At 39.7% G+C, this 26,012-nt stretch carries 16 protein-coding genes and 1 pseudogene; 1 reads left to right on the top strand and 16 read right to left on the bottom strand.

Going from position 1 to position 26,012, the window contains the following annotated elements:
* Positions 1-396: 396 nt before the first annotated feature.
* Positions 397-1,872, top strand: a complete 1,476-nt coding sequence (locus EHLA_RS14955; protein WP_096241365.1) for a leucyl aminopeptidase — start codon at positions 397-399, stop codon at positions 1,870-1,872.
* A 205-nt stretch (positions 1,873-2,077) separates the two neighbouring features.
* Here EHLA_RS14955 and EHLA_RS14960 read toward each other — a convergent pair whose 3' ends face one another.
* From EHLA_RS14960 to EHLA_RS15030, 16 genes and pseudogenes are all read right to left on the bottom strand, one after another.
* Positions 2,078-3,088 (bottom strand): M14 family zinc carboxypeptidase, encoded by a 1,011-nt coding sequence (locus EHLA_RS14960; protein WP_096241366.1) that lies wholly within the window; start codon positions 3,086-3,088, stop codon positions 2,078-2,080.
* A gap of 891 nt (positions 3,089-3,979) precedes the next feature.
* Positions 3,980-4,906 carry a fibronectin type III domain-containing protein gene (locus EHLA_RS14965; RefSeq protein WP_096241367.1) on the bottom strand — a complete coding sequence of 309 codons (927 nt, stop codon included), beginning with the start codon at positions 4,904-4,906 and terminating at the stop codon, positions 3,980-3,982.
* Positions 4,907-5,051: 145 nt separating this feature from the next.
* A complete protein-coding gene (locus EHLA_RS14970; RefSeq protein WP_096241368.1) occupies positions 5,052-5,777 on the bottom strand; it encodes a hypothetical protein in 726 nt (241 codons plus the stop codon).
* Positions 5,778-5,902: 125 nt separating this feature from the next.
* Positions 5,903-6,550, bottom strand: coding sequence for a response regulator transcription factor (locus tag EHLA_RS14975; RefSeq protein ID WP_096241369.1), 648 nt, complete (start codon positions 6,548-6,550; stop codon positions 5,903-5,905).
* Positions 6,547-7,836 (bottom strand): ATP-binding protein, encoded by a 1,290-nt coding sequence (locus EHLA_RS14980; protein WP_096241370.1) that lies wholly within the window; start codon positions 7,834-7,836, stop codon positions 6,547-6,549. The genes EHLA_RS14975 and EHLA_RS14980 overlap by 4 nt, the downstream gene beginning before the upstream one ends.
* Entirely contained in the window at positions 7,836-9,347 is a 1,512-nt protein-coding gene (locus EHLA_RS14985; protein WP_242970743.1) for a histidine kinase N-terminal 7TM domain-containing protein, read from the bottom strand. Before EHLA_RS14985 ends, EHLA_RS14980 begins: the two co-directional genes overlap by 1 nt.
* Positions 9,348-10,959: 1,612 nt before the next feature.
* On the bottom strand, positions 10,960-11,496 hold the full coding sequence (locus tag EHLA_RS14990; protein WP_096241371.1) for a restriction endonuclease: 537 nt from the start codon (positions 11,494-11,496) through the stop codon (positions 10,960-10,962).
* Positions 11,497-12,260: 764 nt separating this feature from the next.
* Complete coding sequence (locus EHLA_RS14995) at positions 12,261-13,934, bottom strand: ammonium transporter (protein WP_096241372.1); 1,674 nt, start codon at positions 13,932-13,934, stop codon at positions 12,261-12,263.
* 706 nt (positions 13,935-14,640) lie between these two features.
* Positions 14,641-16,062 carry an RsmF rRNA methyltransferase first C-terminal domain-containing protein gene (locus EHLA_RS15000; protein WP_096241373.1) on the bottom strand — a complete coding sequence of 474 codons (1,422 nt, stop codon included), beginning with the start codon at positions 16,060-16,062 and terminating at the stop codon, positions 14,641-14,643.
* An 84-nt stretch (positions 16,063-16,146) separates the two neighbouring features.
* Complete coding sequence (locus EHLA_RS15005; protein ID WP_096241374.1) at positions 16,147-16,623, bottom strand: CBS domain-containing protein; 477 nt, start codon at positions 16,621-16,623, stop codon at positions 16,147-16,149.
* Positions 16,624-17,146: 523 nt separating this feature from the next.
* Complete coding sequence (mfd, locus tag EHLA_RS15010) at positions 17,147-20,662, bottom strand: transcription-repair coupling factor (protein ID WP_242970744.1); 3,516 nt, start codon at positions 20,660-20,662, stop codon at positions 17,147-17,149.
* Between the two features lie 90 nt (positions 20,663-20,752).
* On the bottom strand, positions 20,753-21,343 hold the full coding sequence (gene pth / locus EHLA_RS17185) for an aminoacyl-tRNA hydrolase (RefSeq protein ID WP_154581054.1): 591 nt from the start codon (positions 21,341-21,343) through the stop codon (positions 20,753-20,755).
* Positions 21,344-21,745: 402 nt separating this feature from the next.
* A pseudogene (locus tag EHLA_RS17190) lies at positions 21,746-22,753 on the bottom strand (CDP-glycerol glycerophosphotransferase family protein); the annotation flags it as partial.
* 401 nt (positions 22,754-23,154) lie between these two features.
* A complete protein-coding gene (gene spoVG / locus EHLA_RS15020; protein ID WP_005349461.1) occupies positions 23,155-23,454 on the bottom strand; it encodes a septation regulator SpoVG in 300 nt (99 codons plus the stop codon).
* Between the two features lie 30 nt (positions 23,455-23,484).
* Entirely contained in the window at positions 23,485-24,609 is a 1,125-nt protein-coding gene (gene glgD, locus EHLA_RS15025; RefSeq protein ID WP_096241377.1) for a glucose-1-phosphate adenylyltransferase subunit GlgD, read from the bottom strand.
* 19 nt (positions 24,610-24,628) lie between these two features.
* On the bottom strand, positions 24,629-25,888 hold the full coding sequence (locus EHLA_RS15030; RefSeq protein ID WP_005349454.1) for a glucose-1-phosphate adenylyltransferase: 1,260 nt from the start codon (positions 25,886-25,888) through the stop codon (positions 24,629-24,631).
* Between the last annotated feature and the right edge of the window lie 124 nt (positions 25,889-26,012).

Genomic DNA, 26,012 nt, shown 5'->3' on the forward strand with positions numbered 1-26,012 from the left:
TATCTATGTTAATTATTATACTGAAAAAGAGATACTTTGTCAAATTAACGTGATGTATTGCACTGTCCGAAATCTATTCTGACAATATTTTACCCTGCTTATAAGTAGTTTACGCAAAAACACTGTACCTTAGCACCAAAATTTTATGTAATATGTACAAGTTTTTTCTGTTTTAAAATATTTGACTGTGCTATACTATAAATAACTTTATTTATATAAGGGGTTAGTATGCACTTTTCCCCTGTTTTAGTGCGACTGGTACTTATTTAGAATGTAGTTTTCATTGCGGCATTTGGAATACCTCATTTCGATTTTGCCGGATTTTTCTACAGGATAAATATTTACTGCTATTATAATTTATCATTTAAAAATTTTTTAGAAAGGAGCGTATCATTTATGCAAATACAACGTCTCGTAGATCTGGAGGACTACGAATTTGATACATTGCTCGTTACGTATAATCATAAAAACCGCCTGAGTATCGAACTTGGAAAGGTCAGCGAAATTTTTGAAAGTCTTCAGGCTGACGGTCTTGTTGGCGGAAGCAAGGTATACGGACTTCGAGGAAAGGACTTCTCCTATCAGGGCCAGCCTTACTATAATCTAATCTTTATCGGTATCCCTGAGAAGGCAACTCCAAGAAGATTTCAGTTACAGTTTGGTCAGGCTATGAAGGAAGCGAAGCGTTTCCATGGTAAGAACCTTCTTATGACTGCGATCGGTGAGGATGTTTCCTACTGGTTAAGTTCCGCTATGAAGGGACTTCTCCTTGCAGACTATTCCTTCGATAAGTATATTTCTGACAAGCCAGAAGCCTCTGAACTTCATCTTGGAATCCTGACAGGAATTGATTCTGCATCCTTTAAGAAAGAAGAGCAGTACACAAGAATGATGGCGAAGGCTGTTACAACCGCTCGTGATCTGGTGAATGAACCAGCGAACGTTATGACACCGGCTGCTCTTGCCGCTAAAGCAAAAGAAATCTGCGAAAAGAACAATATCAAGTGCACCATCCTTGAGAAGCAGGACTGCGAAGCACTCGGTATGAATTCTTACCTTGCTGTTGCCCGCGGTTCAAAACAGTCTGCGAAGTTCATCGTTATGGAATATAACGGACGTGTTACCGATGATGAAAAGATTGCTTTAATCGGTAAAGGACTCTGCTTTGACTCCGGCGGATATAACTTAAAGCCTGGCACTGCCATGAAAGGCATGCATGGTGACATGGGCGGCGCAGCCGCAGTAATCGCTGCAATGGGCGCAATCGCAGAAGCGAAGCTCGGCATTAACGTAACGGCTGTCATCCCCGCCTGCGAGAATATGATTTCCGGCAAGTCTATGAAGCCGGGTGATATCGTTAAGTCTATGAACGGTAAGTACATCGAAGTTGTTAATACAGATGCAGAAGGCCGTATGGCTCTTATCGATGCCATCACTTACGCGATCCGCGAATGTGGCGCTACAACATTAATTGATGTAGCAACCTTAACCGGCGCATGCGTTGTTGCCCTCGGTGACCGCTACACCGGCGCATTCAGTAACAGCGATGAACTCATGGCTAAGATCGTTCAGGCATCCATCCTTGCAGGAGAGAATATCTGGAGACTCCCTATGGGTGATGAAGAATATGATAACTTAAACGCATCCACCGTAGCTGATATCGCAAACTGCGGTAAGAAGTGTGGTGCAACCGCTGCCGCAAGATTCTTAGGCGAATTCGTAGAAAAGAAACCTTGGGTACATCTTGATATCGCCGGAACATCTGAATCAGACGAAGACAAAGAGATTTACTCTAAGGGCGGAACCGGAGCCGCAACAATGCTGCTTTATGAAACAGTGAAGTTGATGGAGAAACCGTATAAGAGTTATTAAGGGACAAAGAGACGGAAAGAGAGCAAATCTTAATATAGAAAAAGCTTAGTTTCACAAAAAAAGATGGCTTGGATGCCATCTTTTTTTGCTCTAATGCGCTTTTTCTATATTAAGATTTGCTCTCTTTCCTGTTTTTTGGCTGTTGGCTTTTGCCTTTTAATAAGAACTCTCTTATACGCTTTCTCCTGTTTTTTAGCTGTTATCTTTACTGAAACAGCTGTGCTTCTCTGATTACGACGTTTTTATTTTTTGCCCAGATGGAGCCGAATTCGCCTCCGCCTAATGGTGCTGCTCCTCTTCCTACTTCTACTGTAATGAATGGAATCTTTTTCTTATAAAGATAATATGTTCTGGAGTATCCATGTGGAAGTGCGTAGCTTTCATGCTGTACAAGCTGGTAACCTGTAAGGCTTTTTGCAGTCTGGTACATTCTTGTCGTTGCATTTCTTACTGCTTTTGGTGCGCGGCTGGTTGACTTACCGTAAATAATGGAGCCTGTGGAGTGGTAGCTTACAATACCGACAATCTTGCCCTGTTTCTGAATTCTATTTGACCAGTTTACTAATGCTCTTGTCTCGCTCTCGCTTTCTGCCTTTGGTCCACAGTATCCTGAACTTCCTTTTCTTCCGGATGTTTTAAATGCTACGTTCCAGTTACGGTTTAAGTCTACACCTCTTGCATTCGCTTTCCATCTGCTGGAGCTGCCTCCCATCTTTCTAAGAGCTGAACGAAGCTTTTTACTACGGATTGCATTAAATCCACGCTGGCTAATCGCTGTTCCGTCCGGATTACAGGATGGTACATAGTGAATTGCCACTTTATTCAATGTAGCAGAAACCTTCTTGCCGCTTATCTTTTTATTGTAATTACTTAAATAATATTCAATCTGCTTCATACAAAGCTGTACTGTCATATGCTCTCTTGCATGAAGGTTCCCCATAACAAGAAGATGCTTCTTTGCATCAGGATTACCGATTACAACTTCATAAAGATTTCTCTTATCTTCACTCTTTCCGATCACATTCACCTGGCAATGATTCTTATACTTTTTCTTAAGCTGCTGTAAATCTTTCTGCAATTCGCTATAGCTGTAATTCTTCTTACCACCGGAAACAATCGCTGCGTCTGCAGTCACGCCCTTTGTTGTAAATCCGATACAGCAGATCAATACCGCTGTAAAAATCCAGCCCATCATTCTTTTCATGTTCTTTTTCATGATATTTTTCTCTCTTTCCCTCTTATTTGCCTTGTTTATTCCTACTTTTTCTTAGTATATGCCTTAACAAAATTGTATACAAGACACGCTGCAACAATGACTGCTGCCATTATAAGAAAATCTGCAAGTGTCATCCTCTATTCACCCCTTTATTCATAGTCCAGTTATAGGATACCAGAGTCAAAAAGTCAGAAAGCCGATGCAAGCTTGCTTGCAAGAGCGCAAAGCATGTAACAATCTGGTATCATAAGCGTTATGTGTCACATTTTTAAATTATATCATATTTTCCAAGAAAAAAATATGCCATACATAGCAAAAAATGCAAAAAAACAGCCCCCGGCATTGGGTGTGGCATAGCAAAACACAAGATATCTGCGCTTTCATACATAGATCCACATTTATTCATAAATTTATATGCGATTTTCTAATGGTATACTCAACCTACAAATGCAAAAACAGCCCCCGGCATTGGGTGTGGCATCATTGGCAGGAATTCTCATAAGATACAGATAATCGCATGCAAAAATTTATGAAGATGCGCGGTACCTATGATATAAAAGAAGCAGATGCTTTGCAGGTTTTGCGTTATGACACTTGAGAACGAATCCGCCACCGAGCGCCTTGTTTGAGCTTTAGCGAGTTTAGGCGCGAATGGCGTTTTTATAAAACGTTCGAAAGTGGCATAGCAAAACGCAAGACATCTGCGCTTTTATACATAGGGCCACGCATCTTCATAAATTTTCACATGCGATTTTCTATCTCTAAATATAGATTCCTGACATAGGGTTAGGGGCTGTTTTTGCAACAGCCCCTCGCCCCTTTTATAGGGAAAGTTACTTTATCCGCCTTTTCCTTTTGGTAGGGGAATGGAAAAGGCAGTTCCAAAAAAAGTTACTTTGCTCTTATTACTTTTTTCACTTCCGGACCATTACCATATCCTTTACCTAATGCTGTACTGATTCTGATCGTCAGCTTTTTCCCTTTCTGTGCTCCGTTAGGAACCCATACGGTATAACTCTTTTTACTTCCTTTTACCCAGTTACCAGCAACCCACATACCGCCAATTTTCGGTACTTTTTTCTTTAAGGTTACTTTTACTTTATACTTCGTATAGGTATACGGTGGTACCCATTCATAACGTGAAATGCGTCCACCAATCCAGTGCTTGCGCCACCAGCCCTTAACCGTTACCTTTTTCCTCTGTACGATTTTGATGGACTTGATAGCCGGTTTCTTCTTAGAACCAGTCTTCATCGTTACGATATCGGATGGCGTTCCTATCATACCATTTGCATAAGCCTGTACGCGGAACTTGTAATTCGTCAGAGGTTTTAATCCTTTGATCGTCACCGGATTACTGTTACCACAAGAGAAGTATCCTAACGTCTTTGCTGTCGTCCATTTACCCTTCTTTAAAACCTGAATCCTTACAGAAGTCTGCAGCTTATTTGGATAATCCACCCAGAACTTTGCTGAATTATAACCGGTAGCCACACGTGGCTTTTTCAATTTCTCTGCCGGACTGATCACGTAAGTTGTAAATGTCTTTCCGTTTGTTGTCTTAAAGGTGATCCATGCATGTCTGCCTGGTGCAGTAGCAGTAGATGGAATTCCATCATAATCAACTGTATTTGAATTATACCAGTCCCATGTCTTTCCGGTAAGATGGTCATATACTGAAACAATCTTATCATCGGAATTCGCTGGTACGGTCTGTGCGATCACCTTTTTCTTCCCTATGTCGGAAAGCTGAATCTCACTTGATGAACAGGTAATTCCATTCGCAGGGATCCAATCATGACCGTTTAAATTAAACATAAATGTTGCTGGATGATAAGCCTGTCTGTTATTAACTATCTTTACATAATAAGTGCCACTTGTTAAAGTTTTTGAACCTATATTCCATATGTTCTCGCCTTTATATTGTGTAGCGGCTTCTTTGTATACCAGTTCATCACGAGAATTATATATTTTGATAAATGTTTGACTTTGATGAAAAAGGCTGCATCTTTCTTTCTTTCTCAGCTAGCTCAAATATCGGATTAATTACTGCTCTATCCTTAACATCAAACTTATACCAACGTTCATCTTCCCCTGGTTTAACATCTGCACTGATACCATTTTTATCCATACTTTCTATACCATAGGTAATACCATCATAAAGACTGTACTGCATACCGGATAATAGAATTTTTAATGCTTTGGATTTTGCAGGAGCAAAAGACTGCCCTTTCGTTTTTATATATTGTGCTTTCGGTAAAACTTCTGCTTTAACAGTAATGCTCGTTTCAGCTCTACGATCATACACACCAAACTCGACTTTACAAGCTCTCTTTATAGTCTGTCCAGGATACATATAAATAAAATTCCGTACGCTCTTACCCCATTGATAACGATGATTACCTACCCATATTTCTCCTTTTTTGGAGGCAGTAGAAGGAGTGGTATCCTCAAAAGTTACTTTGATTGCTTTTCCTATAGAATTCGTTACATTCAAATAATTTTTCTCATCATCATCCTTTCGTGATAAAGAGACTATTTCTACATTACCGGTTCTGTCAATGTTAATATTATTTTCACTAGCATTCACCCCGGCATCTGCCATAAACCAGAACCCAAACACCAAAGCACATAACAATAATCCCTTCATGAAATAGTTACATATTCGTTTCGTTCTCTCTTTTTTCATAATGATCCCTCCTGTTTATTCTCCAACGAAGTTGCGGGAGTGTCGTTTTTAAACCATTAAGTTTTTCTAAGAAAATTATAACAAATATGCTCATTTTTCACCCTGTCCCTAAGTACAGGTTTTCTTCACAAAGAAGGGGGATTTTTTTCTGGACTGCTTGGAATGATAAAGTTTTTATTGGTGACTGCGATTGCAAGTCGTGTTTTATTGGCATAGCCGGTTTTGGCTAAAATATTGGATACATGAAACTTTACTGTTCTCTGGGATATATGCATTCGTTCGGCGATTTCACTATATTCCAGTCCTTCGCAGACGAAGCGCAGCACCTCGATTTCTTTGGCGGTAAGTTCTGAACTGTCCGCAAGCCCCAGCTTTACACTCGGTGTTTTATCCGGGAAAATGTGTTCTCCTGCCATTGTTTGTTCTATGACATCAATGAGGTTCTCCGGGCTGATATCTTTATACCAGAAGCTGTCAACTTTCGCTTCCTTTGCTCTTTTTAAATAGCCGACTTCAACCATGGAAGTGACGATAATTATTTTTATATCCGGAAATTCTGCTTTAATTTCTGCCGCTGCTTCTATACCATCTTTATTCCCGGCTGTACATACGTCCATCAAAATTAGGTCGATTTTCTCCCGTCTGCATACAGCAAGCGCAACATCTGCTCCATTTACACTGGCGGAAAGTGCGTATTTCCCACTATCTAAAAGTATTCTTTCCATATTTTCTCGAGGCATCCTCTGATCCTCTACGATCAATACCTTTTTCATTCTTCCTCCTTACTCTCCCTCTCCTTTTGAAATGTTATTGTCAATGCAAAATACGGCATGGATTGTATATGCATTTCCCCACTATAATCAAATATATGCCGGGAAAGGTTATATAGTCCTCCTTTGGGAACAACTTCTTTTTCCGGCGCCACCCCATTATTTGTAATACGAATACGATAAAAGTCTTTATTTTCCTGCATTGCGATAGAAAGTTCGGTCGCACCGGCGTGACAGACGCCATTCGTCAGGCACTCTCTCATAGCAAGTATATATATATTGGCGTACTCTTCGTTCTTTGGCAAAGAACCAAGGCACTCTATCTTTACGCCAAGCGTTTTCGCATCCTGCAGAAATCTTTCAAATTCTCCTTCATCCAATGGGTACTGATTATCGTTCCAGATTGCATTTACCGCCTGACGGAGTAATCTGACCGCATCGCTGTAATCTGCACTCTCCTGCATTAAGCTCTGCCGGATAGCCGTCAGTCCCGCTCCCATCTGATCATGCAGCTTTGTCTTCGCGGCAAGCACTTCTCTTTCCCTTGTCAAGATCAGTACATTGTCCGAAAGATAGCGGAGTTCTTTTGAGATTTTTTTTAACTTTTCCGTCTGCTTTGTCAAATTTATTTTTTCATGATATTGCTTTGTAATATCCATAAAAACAGCTTCTGTATACACATTTCCATCGCTATCTTTTACTTCATTTTCCTGGTAATCCCACGCCTTTCCATCAGGAAAAAGGTACATCTCTTTTTTATCCGTGAGTCTGGTCACACCATTTTGCGTACTCGTATAAAGAGCATCCCGCAATTCGCTGAGTTTCTGCAAATCTTTATGCGCAAGAACCCGGAAAAGCCGATACATCTGTGTATTGGCAAGCTTCACTGCACCATTGGAATTAAAATAGCAAATGCCTATCGGAAGGAGATTCATCGCTTCTTGGATCGAATTCCGTCCCACTTGCTCCTTTGTTATCCTTCTCAGCCGGATACCTTCCCAGATAAGTAAAAAATCAATAATGCCGACAATGCACCAGATTACCCAGATTGGAACAGGCAACACTTCATAATAGTTTCCTCCCTTATCTATCTGCCCAAATGAATACGCCAGATGATTCAACAGGAAAAACAAGAATAAAAATGCAAGAATATTCCAATGCCACTTCTTTTTATCTATCCGCATATCATGAAACATAAGAAGCAAAAATAAGGTAACGATCAAACTGAGCAGCACCGCTGTCATTAACAGCGTCTGCATTACCTTATATGAAAGATAGAATGTCTGCATTACTTTTCACCTGCCTTTTTCACAGTAAATGTAAATTTCCATACACCTTCTTCACACTCGCCTTTCTCTGTCTTGTCAAAAAATGAGCTCAGATTCGCTTCACTTTCTACTTCCATACAAACAATCAGTTCTTCTCCACAAGGACGAATCTTCACCCACATAAACTGAATAGAATCCACGCTGGCTTCTACTATTGATTCAAAAAAGCTATAAATACGAACCGCATCCCGCACATAAATGCGCTCGCCCGCAGGAGCAGTCAGGGCACATTCTATCCCCATTAACTTCAAACTGCTAAAAGACTCTTCCAGACAGGCTCCAAGTTCCGCAACATCGGATATCTCTGCTCTTTCTCCAATAAAAATCAAATTTCCATATCTTTTTATGTATGTTCCGATCACACTGATCTTCGCAAGCAGCCTGCGGCTCTTTACCAGATCTTCCTCCACTTCGTATCGGCTAAGCAGCTCATTTAACAGCCCGATCTGTCCGGCAGTCTGCGTCTGTAACTTATCATATAAACGATTCTTTTCCCGTAGCATATTAATCTTTGCCTTTGTCTGATAATTCTCCTGTTCCAGACAATTACTCTCCTCTATTGTTTTCCTGTTCTCTTCCATTCTTTCAAGCAGCATAATAATATATTCAATATCTTCCTGCCATAAAATATGTCCACCCTGAATCGGTCTGTTTTGGATCAGCGTCTTCTTATCAACAACAACTTCTCCCTTCTCCGCTTCCCTCATCACCGCTTTCGAAAGCTCCATTGCATTAGCAGAAGTATACCGGACACGATAATTTCGATCCGTAATCTGCGCTCCCATCGTACATACTTCAAATAGTTCTTCATACCCCGTATTCGTCTGAATCAGCCCACAGTAAATACAGCTCTCAAATATACATACAAACAGCAGGCATAACGCCGCTGTAATATCTCCACCAATAACCTGCATCCACTCTGCACCGCTTGCATAAATAATCGCATAAAGAATAGAAATACCGATTCCAATCACCGGCAAATACTTCTTTCTCTGAGACAGCCGGCACTTATAAACCATTAAAGCAAACGCAGCCACCGCGCAGACAACTTCCCACAACAGCACAGTATAATATCCCCACGCATAGCTGTAGCCTTTATCCGTCCATACCTCTCCTGCCGCAAAAGAAAACACACACTGATGAAAATCATTTGACAATACCAATAAAAAACAGAGCGTTGTAGGAACATATAAAAACTTTAACCACTTCGGCAAAATGTACTCTTCCGGCTGCCCAAGCAGAACTGCTGTCTGTACCGCCGCCTGCGGAATAAACAGCATCGGCAGGTAATAGCTGTACCATAAATAACGCTCTACATTTACATCCATCGCAAAAAAATACTTTATACTGCGTACAACAAACCAGAAAATCATTAACCCCGATATAAAAATCAGTGTATTTTTCGCCGCTTTTTGAACGACCCGCTTATGAATACTGATTCCCCACCCAATATATAATCCAATATATATCAAGGTTCGTAAAATCCCCCAAAAAAGATATCTAGGGCTTACCTTCCCTACAATACGGCATAGCAGCGCAGCGATAACCAGCCCCGCAAAAATAACTTGATTCCAATTCCTTTGTTTTTTCTGTTGTATTTGTTCCTGTGGTTGTTGTTTTCGTTGTGTTTGTTTCCGTTGTTTTTGTTGTTTCTGTCGTACTTTTTGCATCACAGCGCTCATGTCACTTCCTTTACTGAATCGTATCGTCCATCTCTTAAGATTCATTGTACTATATTTATATTTTTCTGCACAGCAAAAAAGAGAGCACCTCGACTACTATTCTAGATGCTCTCTCTAGTAATTTGAATTTTCAATTATGTCCAACGGACTATACCTCCTGTTTCCCTTTTAACTTTAAGCTAACCATCCACAGTTTGTATTGTAATCAGTCATTCCTTCTATCTTCTACAAAAGGATTATGATTCTTAATACACTTACTTCTGATTCCTTAAAATCTCCGGTCATATGATTCATCTCAACTTTGGGCGATTATTCCTTTGAATTCTAAGCTGATTCCTAGATTCTTCAATTCTTCTTCCTACTACTACCTAAAGTGCTATCTATCTGATATTATCACTCACAATCTTCGAATCTTTAAATCTGCAATCTCACTTAAATTCTAAAACTTATGTTTTTGTTGGTCCGTACCTCCTGGTTTAGTATCGTTTCTTAAATCTTAACTTAACTGTTTGGTGGTCTGTACCTCCTGCTATAGTATCGTTTCGAGTCTTAGCTTAAGTTTTTGTTGGTCCGTACCTCCTGGTTAGTATCGTTTCTTGAATCTTAACTTAACTTTCTGGTGGTCTGTACCTCCTGTTATAATATCGTTTCCTAAATAAAAATTATGTTTTTGGTGGTCTGTACCTCCTTCTGACTTATTTAAATTCTGAAATTAATTTTAATCTGTTTGCACTCTCACCTCTTTTTCATGATAAAAGCAAAACCTCTAATTTCAAAATCTATATGATGGACTGTGCCGTCCGTTCTTTGTTTATGTCTGTATTATAATGCAGAGTTCTTATTTTGTCAACACTATTTTTGTATTTTTTATTGATTTTCTAATTTTATTCTTTGAATCCGATTCTTTTTAGTTTTTATTATGTTTTATTTATAATTTTCAGAATATTTACTCTTTTCACAAACCCAAAGTACAAGATCAAACACCTTTCAAAACCAGCTTATTCCCCACATCACAGATAACTGTTCCTTTTTCGTCAGGTTTTCTCCATTTTTTTCTCACAGACTGTTCACAAATTTCCGGTATCATAAAACCATCAAAAACAACAACTTATTTTTGATAGATTTTTTTCATACTTTCCTCTCTTTTAAAAAACCAGCCTTCATTGGCTGGCTTTTTTATTTTACGAATCAATCAAGATATTGAAGGCAAACGGTATTCTGAACTTTTAACCCTAGTATCACATCAATTAATAAACAAACAGACAAAAGAATTTCCTATTATACTCATTGTAATGTGAGAGCAAGAGAAGGATGCTTTCTGGCATTCTTCTCGCTGTGATATCTTTACAATGAGTATAATAGGAAATTCTTTTGTCGTATGTTTCTGTCATATGTTTCTCAATCATTCTTTTATATGGAACTTTTTTTGTATCTCCTTTCTTCCCCACAATTCCACTTCATTCCGGTGGGCAAGATTTCTGGCACTTTTCGTAAAATTACTATTTGTAACCACCATGGCATTATCTGCCTTATAGTACGCAATAGAACCGACAACTTCCTGTACGGCAGCAATCCCAACATTCCTTTCATAACGCTTTGCCTGAACAACCGTCTTTTTTCCCCATTTACGAAGAACAAGATCTGCCCCGTAATCATGACTGTAACTTGTGAGTTTCACACGATATCCAAGATGCCGGAACTGAATAGTTAAATACCGCTCAAATGCCCGTCCACTCAGCTTATCTATTCTTTTCATTGTCATATGAAGATAATACAAGGTACATAAACGTCTAATAAACTGATAAATACAAATAGCACAGAGTAAAGCACAGCCGACTGCCGCCTCTCCCTCTCTCCTTGTATAAAATGTATATCCTTGCAGAAACGTATATAGAACACCCGCTAACCATAGCCACTTTTTAATATCGAAATATCGCATCTTATCTTTTGCCTTTCTAATGCCTTTAAAATGATATCTCAAAGTATACACTATTTTACTATTTTATTCATTAGAGAAAACAAACGAAAATAAAAAGAATAGACTATAACAAATGTAAAGATATCACTGCGTAGAAAATGCCTGTTCGGCATTTTTACTTGCTCTTACATTACATTTGTTATAGTCTATTCTTTTTATTTTCTGCGTTTTGACCCCAGAAGGAATGAATGTAATAGTCTTTGGGCGCGATTAAGGGGGAGGCGGCAGAAGGCTACTGCTACTCAGAAAGTATTCCTGCCCGCCATTTTTACTTGCTCTCACATTACATTTGCAATGGTCTATTTTTTTTATTTTCTGTTTGTTGGCTCCAGAAGGAATGAATTCAATAGTCTTTGGGCGCGATTAAGGGGGAGGCGGCAGAAGGCTACTGCTACTCAGAAAATATTCCTGCCCGCCATTTTTACTTGCTCTCACATTACATTTACAATGGTCTGTTCTTTTTATTTTCTGTTTATTGGCTCCACGTGAATGAATTCAATAGTCTTTGGGAGCGATTAAGGATGAGGCGACAGATGTCTACTGCTTTTATATTCATTCCTTCCGGAGCCAAAACACAGAAAAAAGAAATAATGCCATATCCCAGATGCGGCTTCGGAGCGGATTTAAGATGCGGATAAGCATCTTAAATCCAGCGACTACAGAGCAGATGGGATATGGCATTATTTCTTTTTTCGTCTGTTTCGTCTGTTTTTCTCTCAACGAATCTAATGAGCTACATCATTATCAAGGGCTGCGATTCCTGTTTCATTTGTTCGGATTCTTACTACATTTTCTACATCATAAAGGAAGATCTTACCATCGCCGTACTCGCCAGTGTAAAGTGCTTTCTTTGCGGCTTCTACAACTAATTCCGGTGGTACTGTAGATACGACAATGTCTACCTGAAGCTGTGGCAGAAGGTTCATATCAATCTTAACACCACGATACTGTCCAGTTTTTCCTTTCTGTGTTCCACAACCCATTACATGGGATACTGTCATACCGGTTACACCAATCTGGCTCATGGCATCTTTTAAAATGGCAAAACGGTCTTCTTTACACATAATTGTAAGTTTTGTATAACGTCCGCCAGCTTCTTTTGCACCGCCGATGATTGGAGCGAGTTTTTTGTCTCTTAAGTCGGTTACATCGATTGTTTCTGTTGTTACACCGCCCATTGTTGTTGCGGAAATTGGAAGGAAGTCGGCGTATGCTGATGCAAGATCATGTTCTGCGATATCAAGTCCCATGATTTCTTCTTCTGCACTGACACGAAGTCCTATTGTATGTTTAAGAATTGTAAATACGATTGTCATTGCGACTGCTGTGTATGCTGCGATACATACAACACCAAGTACCTGTACTCCAAGCTGGTGGAATCCGCCACCATAGAATACACCATTGTTATAATCGAAAAGTCCGACTGCTACTGTACCCCAAAGACCATTACATCCATGAACGGCTACGGCACCTACCGGGTCATCAATTTTTAATTTCTGGTCAATAAATTCTACAGCTATTACTACAAGGATACCATCAACAAGTCCGATAATTGTTGCACCAACGGCATCTACATTCGCACAGCCGGCTGTGATACCTACAAGACCTGCTAAAGAAGCATTCAGACACATGGAAACATCAGGTGCTCCATTTCTGATCCATGTAAACAGCATACAGGCAAAAGTTGCTACTGCCGGTGCGATAGTTGTTGTTCCAAGAATCTGTGCTAACTGTGTAGGATCCGATGCTGCTGCACCGTTGAATCCATACCATGCAAACCATAAGATAAAGCATCCAAGTGCACCAAGTGTAAGGGAATGTCCCGGAAATGCATTTACAACAACTTTTCCATCTTTTCCTTTTGTATATTTACCAATACGAGGTCCAAGCATTGCGGCACCGATAACAGAAGCAATACCACCAACCATATGAATTACAGAAGAACCTGCAAAATCAACATAGCCTAATTTTGCGAGCCATCCTGCACTGTTCCATACCCATCCAGCTTCAATTGGGTATACGATTGCACTGATAACTGCGGAATAAATACAATATGTAGAGAACTTTGTTCTTTCTGCCATTGCTCCGGAAACGATTGTTGCGGCTGTTGCACAAAATACTAACTGGAAGAAGAAATTGGACCAGTCAAAGTTTGCGAAGTCTGTGAACATCTGATATTCCGGTCTTCCGATCAGTCCAAAGAAATAATTTTCACTGTTCATAATCCCGTAACCAAGAACGAAGAATACGACCGTTCCAATACAGAAGTCCATCAGATTCTTCATAATGATATTTCCGGCATTTTTCGCTCTGGTGAATCCTGTTTCCACCATCGCAAAACCACACTGCATAAAAAATACTAATACTGCACCTAAAAGGTACCAAACACTCATATCCATACTTTTCACTCCTAACTTTTTTTTGCAGGTCTTTCCTGCTTTTTCAAGAAAATGCTTTTTCACTCGCGAAGTGTTTTTATTTTATAAATTTCTATAAAATAAAAAATGGACGCCAAAACGATTATGTTTCAGCGCCCTTGCTTTTCATGCATTTATTTTTGCACTTTTTAACCAGTAAGTCAATGTCAGTTTTAACTTAACTTTTTTAGCTGTCCGGGTGAAATTTTATTATATTGTGACAGTCAGATTGTACGGAAAAAAATAATGCTTAATTATCTTAAATTCTCTATCTTTTTTACTTAATTTTCTTAGTAGAATTTATTTTCTGCTTGTTGGCTCCAGAAGAAATATGTTCAATAGTCTTTGGGAGGGAGATGGGGAAGGGGACAGAAGGTCGTAGCTTATTCTGATACTGTCTTCGCGATGCTGTCAATGATAATAAGTTAAAGAAAGCTCCTAATCTTCTGGACGGTATACCTTTCGAGCAAGCAGGAGGCTTCTGATTTCTCCCCTTCTCTCTCCAAAGACTATTACATTCCTTCCTTCTGGAGCCAAAACACAGAAAAAAGAAACCATACCATATCCCAGATGCGGCTTCGGAGCGGGTTTAAGATGCGGATGAGCATCTTAAGCACAGCGACTACAGAGCAGATGGGATATGGTATGGTTTCTTTTTTCGTCTGTTTTTTCCAAACAAATGAAATAGTTAATTATTCTTTCTCCATCCCGCAGGATATTTATTTTTCAGATTATTGTTTACGAGTTTTCCAAATCCTAATGGATGTCCTGCCACCATGACTAGCTGCCAGCCTTTTCGTTTCTTTTCGCCGGCGATCAAGTCGCTTACATCGAGGGTTTCTCCGCGAAGATAACGTGACAGGCGTTCATCGTCTGCCGGGAAGTCAAGTACCTGATCAAAGTCCTGTGCGTGGAGTGCCAGGGCAAATGGCTGAGATGGTTCAAATCTTTTCTTTTTAAATTCGCCCATGAAGAGTCCATTTCTAAGGAAATGTAATCCTCGTCCATCGTATTTTGGTGCTGGAAGATAGTACAGATTATCTCCTCGCACATCGATTCGCTTCTCATCATATGCGATATTTACATGGGAGAAAAAGTCTTCTGCGGCTGCTTTTTGTTCTTTATTTAAGCCTTTGCACTTTTCCCACCAGATAGAACTTTGCGAGACTGTCTGTTGTACTTGCTGCTGTGTACCGTTCTTTTTATGAAGAAGTGCCATAAAATGCCCCTCTCCGGACATCTTATGTGGCCAGATTCTGCGGCAAAGCTTACAGCTTTCATCGAAAACTTCTCCTCTGTAGGAGGTCAGTCCTTCTGCAAAGCCTTCATAATCTTCCATCGGAATAACTTCCATATCCGGGCGTTCCTTTAAAAGATGTGTGATCGTCTTTTCATTTTCCAATGGTGAAAATGTACAGGTAGAATAAAACATCATGCCGCCTGGAAGCAGCATATCTGCCGCCTGTACAATGATTTCCCGCTGCAGTTTTGAAAAATATTCCGGTCCTTTTTCCTGCCAGGAATCCACAACCGCCGGATTCTTTCGAAACATTCCTTCACCAGAACAAGGCGCATCCACCATAATCTTGTGAAAAAATTCCGGGAATCTCTCCGCAAGCACATGCGGTGGCTCATTCGTCACAAAGCTATTAGAAATACCAAATAGCTCAAGATTACGAAGTAGTGCTCTCGCTCTTGCTGTATTAATATCATTTGCCACCAGAAGGCCTTCTCCCTGTAAGGCTGCTCCAAGTTCCGTTGCCTTCCCTCCCGGTGCCGCACACAGATCAAGAACCCGCTCGCCCGGCTGCACCTTAAGTCTTGATGCCGGAGTCATCGCACTCGGTTCCTGTAAATAATAAAGTCCGGCACTGTAAAATGGGTGCTTTGCCGGTACATCTTCTGCCTCATAAAAATATCCATTTGAAATCCACGGAACCTTTTTCAAATGAAAAGGAGCAATTCTTTCGAATTCCTCCAAGTTCATCTTTAAAGTATTCACCCGCAGACCATACTGTCTCTGTCCGTCAAATCCGGCAAGAAACGCTTCATAATCTTCTTCTAAAATCTCCTTCATAGAATCAAGAAAAGACTGTGGTAAATCTGCCATGTAAAAATCTCCTTATTACTTAATTATATGATTATATGCAATTATTTTGAGAACACCAAAACATTCTCGAAATAATTCTGTGTATTAATGAAAAGCCTGTCCTGCCTGCTGCGCACTGTCCGCACGCTGTTCTACCAGTGGACTCTTCTGAATCACATTACTGTTCTTCTGCTTCAATAATTCCTTAATAATCTCTTTTCTCGTAATGATCCCGATAAATACGTTACGCCCGTCCACAACCGGAACAAAGTTCTGATTAAGAATGTGCTTATCTAACTGTGCGATATCTGCATCAATACTTACTGCTTTATAATCCCAGCGAAGACGCATAGACTCCACATGAGACTTTCTCATCACTTCCATATCCATGTGATACTCTTCGATCAGATTCCAGAGAAAATCTCCTTCCGAAATCGTTCCGACATAATGTCCTTCTTTATCAATAACCGGAACCGCCTGATACCCATGCTTATGAATGAGGCGTAATGCCTGTGCTACGGTATCTTCCTGATGTATGTATGTTACTTCACTTTTAGGAATCAGATAAAATGATATATTCATATATAAATCGCTCCTTCTCGCTTTCGTTTCAATTTACATGAATCTCCTCCAATATATATACATCATAACATACCAAAAGAGATTTAGATAGCCTTTTGCAAAAGCTTCATAAAATCTTCATAAAAATGTAACTTGTGATTTGATGGGTTGAATAGACGAAAAAAGAATAAAGCCGATATCCCATCTGCTCTGTAGTCGCTGTATTTAAGATGCTCATCCGCATCTTAAACACGCTCCGAAGCCGCATCTGGGATATCGGCTTTATTCTTTTTTCTGTGTAATCCAATCCCTGAAAGGACTTGTGTTGTCTCCAAAAAATGTGAGAATGCAATCTATACGTTATAAATCACTCGAATATGAGTTTTAATTCGCCCAAAAACAGAAAAGCAGAAATTTACTATAAAAGAAAATGTGATGTCGGAGCAAGTAAAAATGCCGGTCAGGCATTTTCTACGAAGCGACTATCTTCACATTTTCTTTTATAGTAAATTTCTGCTTTTCGTCTGTTTTCGTCTGTTTTCGTCTATTTTTCTAGCTTATGAATATTTTTTATAATTTCCCGTACTTTTGCAAGTAATTCTTTTTTGAGTGTTCCTTCGGATTCAAATACGAATACCGGGTTAGCTTCTGGTTTTATTTTCATTTTATTGCGATACTGCTTGAGGAAGTCATCGATTTCTTCTACGCGGACTTTGGCGCGTGGGTTCATGGTGAAGAGAATCTTGCTTCCTTTTTGTTCGATGGAAAGGAGCCATGCCTGATGTGCTTCTTCTCGAAGGAGTGCTACGTCCATAAGGCTGAGGAGTGGTTTTGGCGGGTCTCCGTAGCGATCGGTCAGTTCTTCGATCATATCCTCATATTCTTCTTCTGTTTCAATGGCTGCGATTCGTTTATACCAGGAAAGTTTTTCTGCTTCGCTTTTGATGTAAGTTTCCGGTATATAGGCGTTGATGGACAGATCAATGGATGTGGTAAAGGTATCGACTTCTTGTTGTTCGCCTTTCATTGTTAAGACGGCTTCGTTTAACATTTTGCAGTAGAGGTCGTATCCTACAGATTCCATATGACCGGATTGTTCTGCGCCAAGAAGGTTTCCGGCGCCGCGGATTTCAAGGTCGCGCATGGCAATTTTGAAGCCGCTTCCTAAGTCGGTGAATTCACGAATGGCTTTTAAGCGTTTTTCTGCTTCTTCTTTTAAAACGGAGTTCCTTCGATACATTAGGAAGGCGTAGGCGGTTCGGTTGGAACGACCGACACGACCTCTTAACTGGTAAAGCTGCGAGAGGCCGAATAACTGGGCATCCTGAATGATCATTGTGTTGACGTTTGGGATATCTAGTCCAGTTTCAATAATTGTTGTCGATACTAGTACATCGATTTCTTTGTTGATAAAGCCGGTCATAATACTTTCTAACTGACGTTCTCCCATCTGTCCATGTGCGTATTCTACGGTTGCATCGGGAAGCAGCTTTTGTAGCTGCGCTGCGACTTCATCTATGTTGTTGACTCGATTGTATACATAGTATACCTGTCCGCCTCTGCCAAGCTCTCTCTCGATTGCCTCTCGAACAAGTTCTTCATTATATTCCATGACATAGGTCTGAATGGCCCGGCGGTCTATCGGGGGGACTTCAAGGACGCTCATGTCGCGGATTCCGGCAAGGCTCATATGCAGGGTTCTTGGAATCGGGGTTGCAGATAATGCCAGTACATCTACGTCTTTTTTTAATTGTTTGATTTTTTCTTTTTGTTTTACACCAAAACGTTGTTCTTCATCGATGATGAGAAGACCAAGATTTTTATATTTGATGCTTTTTGAGAGAACTTTATGTGTACCGATCACAATATCAATGCTTCCATTTTTCAGGCCGTCTAAAATACGTTTCTGTTCTTTTGGCGTACAGAAGCGGGAAAGCATGGCGATCTCGATTGGGTAATGTTCCATTCTTTCCTTAAATGAATTATAATGCTGCTGTGCTAAAATAGTTGTCGGGACAAGATAAACGACTTGTTTGCTGTCCATGACTGCTTTGAATGCCGCACGTATGGCAACTTCGGTCTTGCCGTAACCAACATCTCCGCAGATCAGGCGGTCCATTATGCGGTGGCTCTCCATGTCCCGCTTTGTATCTTCGATTGCATTTAACTGATCTTCTGTTTCCTCATATGGAAATAATTCTTCAAATTCTTTTTGCCAGACGGTATCTTTCCCGTAAGAATACCCTTCTTTTGCCTGCCTTTCTGCATAGAGCTTCACTAAATCCTGGGCAGCAATCTGTACCTGTGAGCGTACTCTGCTCTTTGTTTTTTCCCATTCGGTACCGCCTAACTTATTGAGTTTTGGCTTTCTCGCACTCAGACTGGAGTACTTCTGGATCAGTTCAAGCTGGGAAGCGGGGATAAAAAGGTTGCTGGCATCTTTGTATTCAATATTAATGTAATCCTTCGTAATTCCGTCGGCTTCTATTTTTTCCATTCCGCGGTAAATACCAAGTCCATATCTTTCATGAACAACGTAATCTCCTACGGAAATTTCAGAAAGAGAATTGATTTTCTGCCCGCTGTACTGGCTTTTTTTCTTTTTCTTTTTTACTTTTCTTTCTTTAAAAATGTCTTTCTCTGATAAAACAACAAACCGGATTGCCGGATATTCAAATCCGTTTTCAAGGCGGCCGCTTGCGACCATAATCTCACCCGGCTCGATCATCCGGTTAAAATCTGCAGCAAAATACGCAAGGAGTCCGTAATCTTTGATGTTTTCTGCAAGACGTTTTGCTCTTGTTGTTGAGGAGGAAAGGAGAAGGATACGATAATTTTCCTTTTTCCAGTGTTCTAAATCTTTTATTAACTGGTCAAAGCTATTGTTATATGAAAAAATAGATTTTACTTCGATATCGCAGATTGTTTTTGGTTTATAAAAGGCATAATCCTGAATGACGGAACTTAGTAAAATAAGTGGCTTCGCCATCACTTTTGATAAAATCTCTTCATAGCCAAACAGCAGATCTGCCTGTCCCGGCAGAACATATCCACCTTCTAAACGGCTTTGCATACAGAGGAAAAATTCTTCTTCATATGTCTTTCCTTTTTCTAGAATACGATGCGGTTCGTCCAGAAAAAATAATGTATTTTCCGGTAAATATTCAAGCAGGGATACTGTTTTCTCATAAAAATAAGATAACAGGGCTTCGCTTCCTTCTGCTGTTCCAAAAGAAAGAAGTTCTTCTTCTATTCGTATCGTCATCTTGCGGAGACGCTCTTTTTCTGTAAGGCGCTTCTGCTTTTTAAATATTTCTTCCTGTTTCTTATATTCTTCCTTCATACGACGGACTGCATCGCCAATCTTATGCCTTGAAAGAATCATTTCTGTTGCTGGATATATTTGAACTTTTTCTAGCTTTTCTACACTTCTCTGCGTTTCTGTATCAAAAGAACGGAGCGAATCCACTTCATCTCCCCACAGTTCTATTCGTACCGGCAGATCTTCTGTAAGTGGGAAAATGTCAATAATCCCACCCCGAATACCGAACTGTCCGGGTGATTCCACCAGACCACTGTTCTCATAGCCAAGCTCTGAAAGTTTTAATTTAAGTGCATCTGTATCAATGATCGATTCAAAATCAATCGTAAGACAGTGTTCCTTAAAGTCCTCAAGGGGAATCATTTTCTCCATAAGAACATCTAGACAGGCAACGATCGTCAGCGGCTCTCCCGCCATAAGCTTCTTTAAGATATCCATTCGCTGCCTCTCGATATGATTACTGTGTACATCCGCGCTATAAAACAGTACATCTCTTGAAGGATATAGAACGGTATTAGAATCAAAAAAACGTAAATCCTGATACAGTTCTTTCGCCTTATCTTCTTTATAAGTCAATACAATCCGGCATGGGAAGTCTTCTCCAAGGTTTGGAATAAAGTGTGCTTTTTGAGAATCTACACAACCATTCAGGACGATGGGATAAGCCTTCTTTTCCATTGCCGTTTTCATATCAATATAAGTATCAAATTTTAAAAGAGGGTTAGATAAAGTTTTCATGATACCTCCTTTCATTTTGGTTGTTGCACTTTTCTGTTGCATGCTGGAGCGTGGTCTTCTAAAAATCAAGTATAGAAAAATATTTTCTCTCTATTCCAAAGTTTTTCTCTTCTTCTTTCCTACACTGTATTTATTCATTGCTTCTGCAAATTCGTCCTGAGCAAACAGTTCTGCTGCTTTTTCTGCCTTGTCTAAAGACTCTGCGAGTAATTCTTTTTCATCGTCTTTAAAATGTCCCAGTACATAGTCTGCAAGATCCTGTCCCGGATGTTTTTCCCCGCCAATACCGACACGAATTCGTGGAAAAGTGTCTCCACCTAAATGTTTGATAATACTCTTCATTCCATTATGCCCACCGGCACTTCCCTTCGTGCGCAGGCGGAGCATGCCGGGTTCTAAACTGATATCGTCATAAATTACAAGGATATCGCTTAAATCCAGCTTATAAAAATCCATGATCGGACGAAGACTTTCTCCGCTTAAATTCATATACGTTAACGGTTTTACAAGAAGTACTTTACTGCCGCCAATGAAGCCACTCCCTACCATTGCTTTGAACTTATGCTGATTCATATTGATTCTGTTTGCCTCTGCGATACGGTCGATTGCCATGTATCCTACATTATGTCTTGTTCCTTTATACTGATCTGTTGGATTCCCTAATCCTACAATTACTTTCATTCTATGTTCCTTTCCTGATTTTATTTCTTCTGTGTTTGTTTTTTCTCGATTTTGTAGTGTCTGTTCCTTTTGTTTTTCTTCTTGCTTTTCTTCTTGCTTCTGTCTTTGTCTCTCTAACTGTTCCTGTATTTTTACTTTTTGCTGCTGCTTTTTTCTTTGCTTTTTACGCTCCGATTCCCAGGAACTTACGGCTGCCTCGGCATCCTGTGTTGACCACTTTTCCGGAAGCTTTCCGTTTTGACCTTTACCAGAAGCGTTATCAAATATATTCTGACTGATGCTGTCAGGATTCTTCTTCCTGCGATGTTTCGGACGATACTGGTTCCACTCCTCATAAAATGGTTCCGGTTCTGACACAGAATTCGGCAGCTTTTTGCCATTGCCAAAATAATAGTCTACCACTCTCTCCGCAGATTTGTCATCAAAATAATCATTATGCAAATGCGCAAAGCTTTCTACTTTTTTCAAATCCCACTGCTCATTTTTCATGCAGTCAATCAAATCCTGCATATTTTCTACGATCGGACCGGGTGCTGTCTTTTCATAATCAAAATAAAAACCTCGATCTTTACTTAAATACCAGTCTTTGTCAAATGCATAAAGGATGATCGGACGGTTTAAAAGAGAATATTCTACTGCAATCGAAGAATAGTCCGCAATTAAAATGTCCGTCATGCAAAGCAGCTTACGGACATTCGGATAATCGGTCATATTTGCTACCGTTTCAGGTACTTTGGCAGACTGAATCTGTGGATGAAGACGTACCATTAAGAAATAGTCTTCCCCAAGTTCTTTCTGAAATGCATCAAAATCAAACGCTTCTAAAAGCTTTTTATCATGTTCTTCCTCCCCACGAAAAGTCGGTGCATAAAGAACAAGCTTCTTTCCTTTCATTTCCGGATATTGTTCACTAAGTTCTTCCTTCCACGCAGCAATATCATGCTTTCTGAAAAAATAGTCCACCTGTGGGCATCCGATACAGATTACCTTTTCTTTCGGTGCTATAAAAGCCTCTGCATAATTATCTCTGATATTTTTAGAACTTGCCAGTATATGATCTGTATTTTGGGTTGCTGCTTCTAACTCTTTTAACACTGCCGGATCCGTTTCAGAAGAACCGCCAAACTTCTTAAAAGATCCCATCCCATGCCAAAGCTGAACTACCTTTGTCTCATCCGACAGCTTCATATATCCAAGCGGCAAAAAATTGTCATTCAAAAAAATATGGGATGAAGTCGCCATTCGAAAAGCCTTTATAGTAAAAAGCTTTAGCAAGCCTCCCAGATTACGTGGACTCACTTCATAATCTGCATGCGTGATAATATTAAAATGAAAAGGTAACCCTCTTTTTTCACATTCATTTTTTATCTCAAACAGGCTTCCTGTTCCACCGGTGTTTAACTTCTCCACGAGGGTGATCTGATTCTTCTTTACCTTCCATTTGCGAAAGAAATTAAAAAAGCCTGCAAATATTTTATTTGTATTCAATGTATCTAACCTCCACTGTACATCTAATGTACTCTCGGAATCTTTTTGTGCCGTTCTGTAATATATAGTTAAAAATCAATTCTCAAAAGTTCTACCTAATATTTTTCCATAACAACATAAATAACATATGTTTTTTAGTATATCATAGATTATGCATTTTCTAAAAAGAAAAATTTTCGAATAGCAAAATGACTCTTGCAATCTTCAAAAATCTTCATAAAAATATAGCAGGAATTCCATATATTATACAGAAATTCCTGCTATAAGGTTAAGAGTTGTTTTACGTCAGCCCCTTTATCTTCTAAGTTTTGCTACAGTTATATTTATAACGCTACCTCTGCTTCTCCGACTGTTTCCTCTTCCCCCGAGGCCATGATTGCTTCGTATTCCTGAAGAATACTTTTCTGGATGATGTCACGAGTATCAGAGTTAATCGGATGTGCGATATCACGATACTCGCCATCGGATGCTTTGCGGCTTGGCATTGCGATAAATAAACCTTTTTCTCCGTCAATTACTTTGATATCGTGCACAACAAATGCATTATCAAAAGTTACGGATACGACCGCTTTCATCTTTCCTTCTTTTGCTATTTTTCTGATTCTTATATCGGTAATCTGCATGACCTGTCCTCCCAATAATGTTGTCACTAATTACAGAATGTACCGTACATTCTTCTCAATTACTATCTTAACTTCATCATCGGTTCCGACGTAGTTCGTTCCTGGACGAAGAGTATCTCTGCTCTCTACGATACAGTTCTCAATATAGGAGTCATCTCCAATATATACATCATTCAAAATGATGGAGTTCTTGATAGTACAGTTGTTTCCAATATATACATCTTTAAAGATAATAGAGTTTTCAACCTTACCGTTAACAATACATCCAGAGGAAATAATACTGTTCTTTACTTCTGCTCCTGTATTGTATTTTGCTGGCGGAAGGTCATCTACTTTAGAGTATACGTCTGGATACTGTTTGAAGAAGTAATCTCTTACGTCTTTCTTCAGGAAGTCCATGTTTGTCTTAAAATAGGAATCTACTGTTGCAATATTTCTCCAGTATGTATCGAGTTTGTAACCGTAAATCTTACGAACATTTCTGTAACGAACGAGTACATCCTGTACAAAGTCGTGTCTGTCTTCTCTTGCACAACGCTCAAGAATCTCAATTAAATGGCGTCTTCTGATTACATAAACACCGATAGATACGTTATTAGAGGAAGCAACGAGTGGCTTCTCTTCAAATTCTACGATTCTTTCGTTCTCATCTAACTTAAGAACACCAAAACGTGTTAAATCATCATCTGTATCTTTTAATGTTGTGTAAACTACCGTGATATCTGCATTCTTAGCGATATGAGCTTCAATAACCTTGCCGTAATCCATCTTATATACACCATCACCTGTTGCGATGATTACATAAGGTTCATGGCTCTTCTTAAGGAAATCAATGTTCTGATAAAGAGCATCTGCTGTTCCCTGATACCATGAGTTATTGTTCTTTGTAACAGTAGGAGTAAAAACATAAAGTCCTCCCTGCTTTCTTCCGAAATCCCACCATTTACTTGAACTTAAATGTTCGTTTAAGGAACGAGCATTAAACTGAGGTAATACCGCTACTTTAGATACGCGGGAATTACTCATATTACTTAATGTAAAATCGATTGCACGATAGCTTCCTGCTACTGGCAGGGCTGCAATCGCACGTTTATCGGATAATCTTCCAATTCTGTTATTATTACCACCTGCTAAAATAATACCTATAGACTTCATTTATGTCACCTGCCCTCTACTATCTGATAATGGATTCGCCGCTTGCCAGAATTCCGTCTGGATAATCTTCTGCTGTTGTCTTTCCTACGATTGCGACATTCTTACCGATCTTAACGTTGGCCGGGATAACAGAACCTTCACCTATAGTAACTAAGCCGCCACTATAAACCTTAGGTTTATACTTGTTCTCTGCTTCTTCAAATACACCAAGCTCTGCGTTCTCTCCGACTTCTACGCTCTCTGCAATGATAGACTTCTCAATCTTAGCACCCTTCTTAATCACGGTATTATTCATAATAATAGAGTTCGTAACTACAGCACCTTCCTCAATGACAACACCAGCTCCGATTACAGAGTTGGAAATCTCACCGTAAACTTCTGTTCCGTCTCCGACGATGCAGGCATTTACCTTAGAGTCTGCTGAGAAATACTGTGGTGGAATAACGTCTGTCTTTGTATATATTCTCCAGAACTCTTCGTAAAGGTTAAATTCTGGGATAATATCGATTAATTCCATGTTCGCTTCCCAATATGCGGAAAGTGTTCCTACGTCCTTCCAGTAACCCTGGTAGTTGTAAGCCATAATCTTATCACCGCGCTGGTGGCAGTAAGGAATTACATGCATACCGAAGTCACAGCCAGGCTGTTCGGATAAAGTTTCCAGAGCTTCCTTTAATACTTCCCAGTTAAAGATGTAAATACCCATGGATGCTTTATTACTTCTTGGGTTCGCTGGTTTCTCTTCGAATTCGAGAATCTGATTATTCTCATCTGTAATTACCAGACCAAAACGGCTGGCATCTTCCCATGGTACTTCATATGTAGCCAGTGTGATCTGGGCGTTGTTCTTCTTATGGAACTCAAGCATCAGTTCATAGTCCATCTTATAAATATGGTCACCACCAAGAATAATTACATAATCTGGATGATAATACTCCATGAATTCCATGTTCTGATAAATCGCGTTCGCTGTTCCTGTGTACCAGTCAGTATTCTGGCTCTTCTCGTATGGAGGCAGAATGGAAACACCACCTATATTACGATCCAAATCCCAAGGAATACCGATACCAATGTGCTGATTCAGTCTCAGTGGCTGATACTGAGTAAGAACACCTACTGTGTCGATTCCAGAGTTAATACAGTTACTTAACGGAAAATCAATGATTTTGTACTTTCCGCCGAATGCTACTGCCGGTTTCGCTAATTTTGAGGTTAGTACGCCAAGACGGCTTCCTTGTCCACCAGCTAAGAGCATTGCTATCATTTCTTTTTTTATCATAATAATCACCCCTTTGTCACATAATACTTATTATAGCACTGAAATTCCCAAATGGAAAGCATTTTAGCACAAAAAACAAAATATTTTTTTTATTTTTTTATATATTTTGTATCGTCCATATGGT

It is taken from the genome of Anaerobutyricum hallii, from assembly GCF_900209925.1.
Classification (GTDB): domain Bacteria; phylum Bacillota; class Clostridia; order Lachnospirales; family Lachnospiraceae; genus Anaerobutyricum; species Anaerobutyricum soehngenii.

Excerpts from the sequence above, each read along its gene's own strand:
- pth (WP_154581054.1), bottom strand. The coding sequence starts at position 21,343 with ATGAAAGTAATTGTAGGATTAGGGAATCCAACAGATCAGTATAAAGGA.
- EHLA_RS14955 (WP_096241365.1), top strand. The coding sequence starts at position 397 with ATGCAAATACAACGTCTCGTAGATCTGGAGGACTACGAATTTGATACA.
- glgD (WP_096241377.1), bottom strand. The coding sequence starts at position 24,609 with ATGAAGTCTATAGGTATTATTTTAGCAGGTGGTAATAATAACAGAATT.
- EHLA_RS14960 (WP_096241366.1), bottom strand. The coding sequence starts at position 3,088 with ATGAAAAAGAACATGAAAAGAATGATGGGCTGGATTTTTACAGCGGTA.
- EHLA_RS14975 (WP_096241369.1), bottom strand. The coding sequence starts at position 6,550 with ATGAAAAAGGTATTGATCGTAGAGGATCAGAGGATGCCTCGAGAAAAT.
- EHLA_RS14965 (WP_096241367.1), bottom strand. The coding sequence starts at position 4,906 with ATGTTTAATTTAAACGGTCATGATTGGATCCCTGCGAATGGAATTACC.
- spoVG (WP_005349461.1), bottom strand. The coding sequence starts at position 23,454 with ATGCAGATTACCGATATAAGAATCAGAAAAATAGCAAAAGAAGGAAAG.
- EHLA_RS15000 (WP_096241373.1), bottom strand. The coding sequence starts at position 16,062 with ATGGCAGATTTACCACAGTCTTTTCTTGATTCTATGAAGGAGATTTTA.
- EHLA_RS15030 (WP_005349454.1), bottom strand. The coding sequence starts at position 25,888 with ATGATAAAAAAAGAAATGATAGCAATGCTCTTAGCTGGTGGACAAGGA.
- EHLA_RS15005 (WP_096241374.1), bottom strand. The coding sequence starts at position 16,623 with ATGAATATATCATTTTATCTGATTCCTAAAAGTGAAGTAACATACATA.
- EHLA_RS14995 (WP_096241372.1), bottom strand. The coding sequence starts at position 13,934 with ATGGATATGAGTGTTTGGTACCTTTTAGGTGCAGTATTAGTATTTTTT.
- mfd (WP_242970744.1), bottom strand. The coding sequence starts at position 20,662 with ATGAAAACTTTATCTAACCCTCTTTTAAAATTTGATACTTATATTGAT.
- EHLA_RS14970 (WP_096241368.1), bottom strand. The coding sequence starts at position 5,777 with ATGAAAAAAGAGAGAACGAAACGAATATGTAACTATTTCATGAAGGGA.
- EHLA_RS14980 (WP_096241370.1), bottom strand. The coding sequence starts at position 7,836 with ATGCAGACATTCTATCTTTCATATAAGGTAATGCAGACGCTGTTAATG.
- EHLA_RS14990 (WP_096241371.1), bottom strand. The coding sequence starts at position 11,496 with ATGCGATATTTCGATATTAAAAAGTGGCTATGGTTAGCGGGTGTTCTA.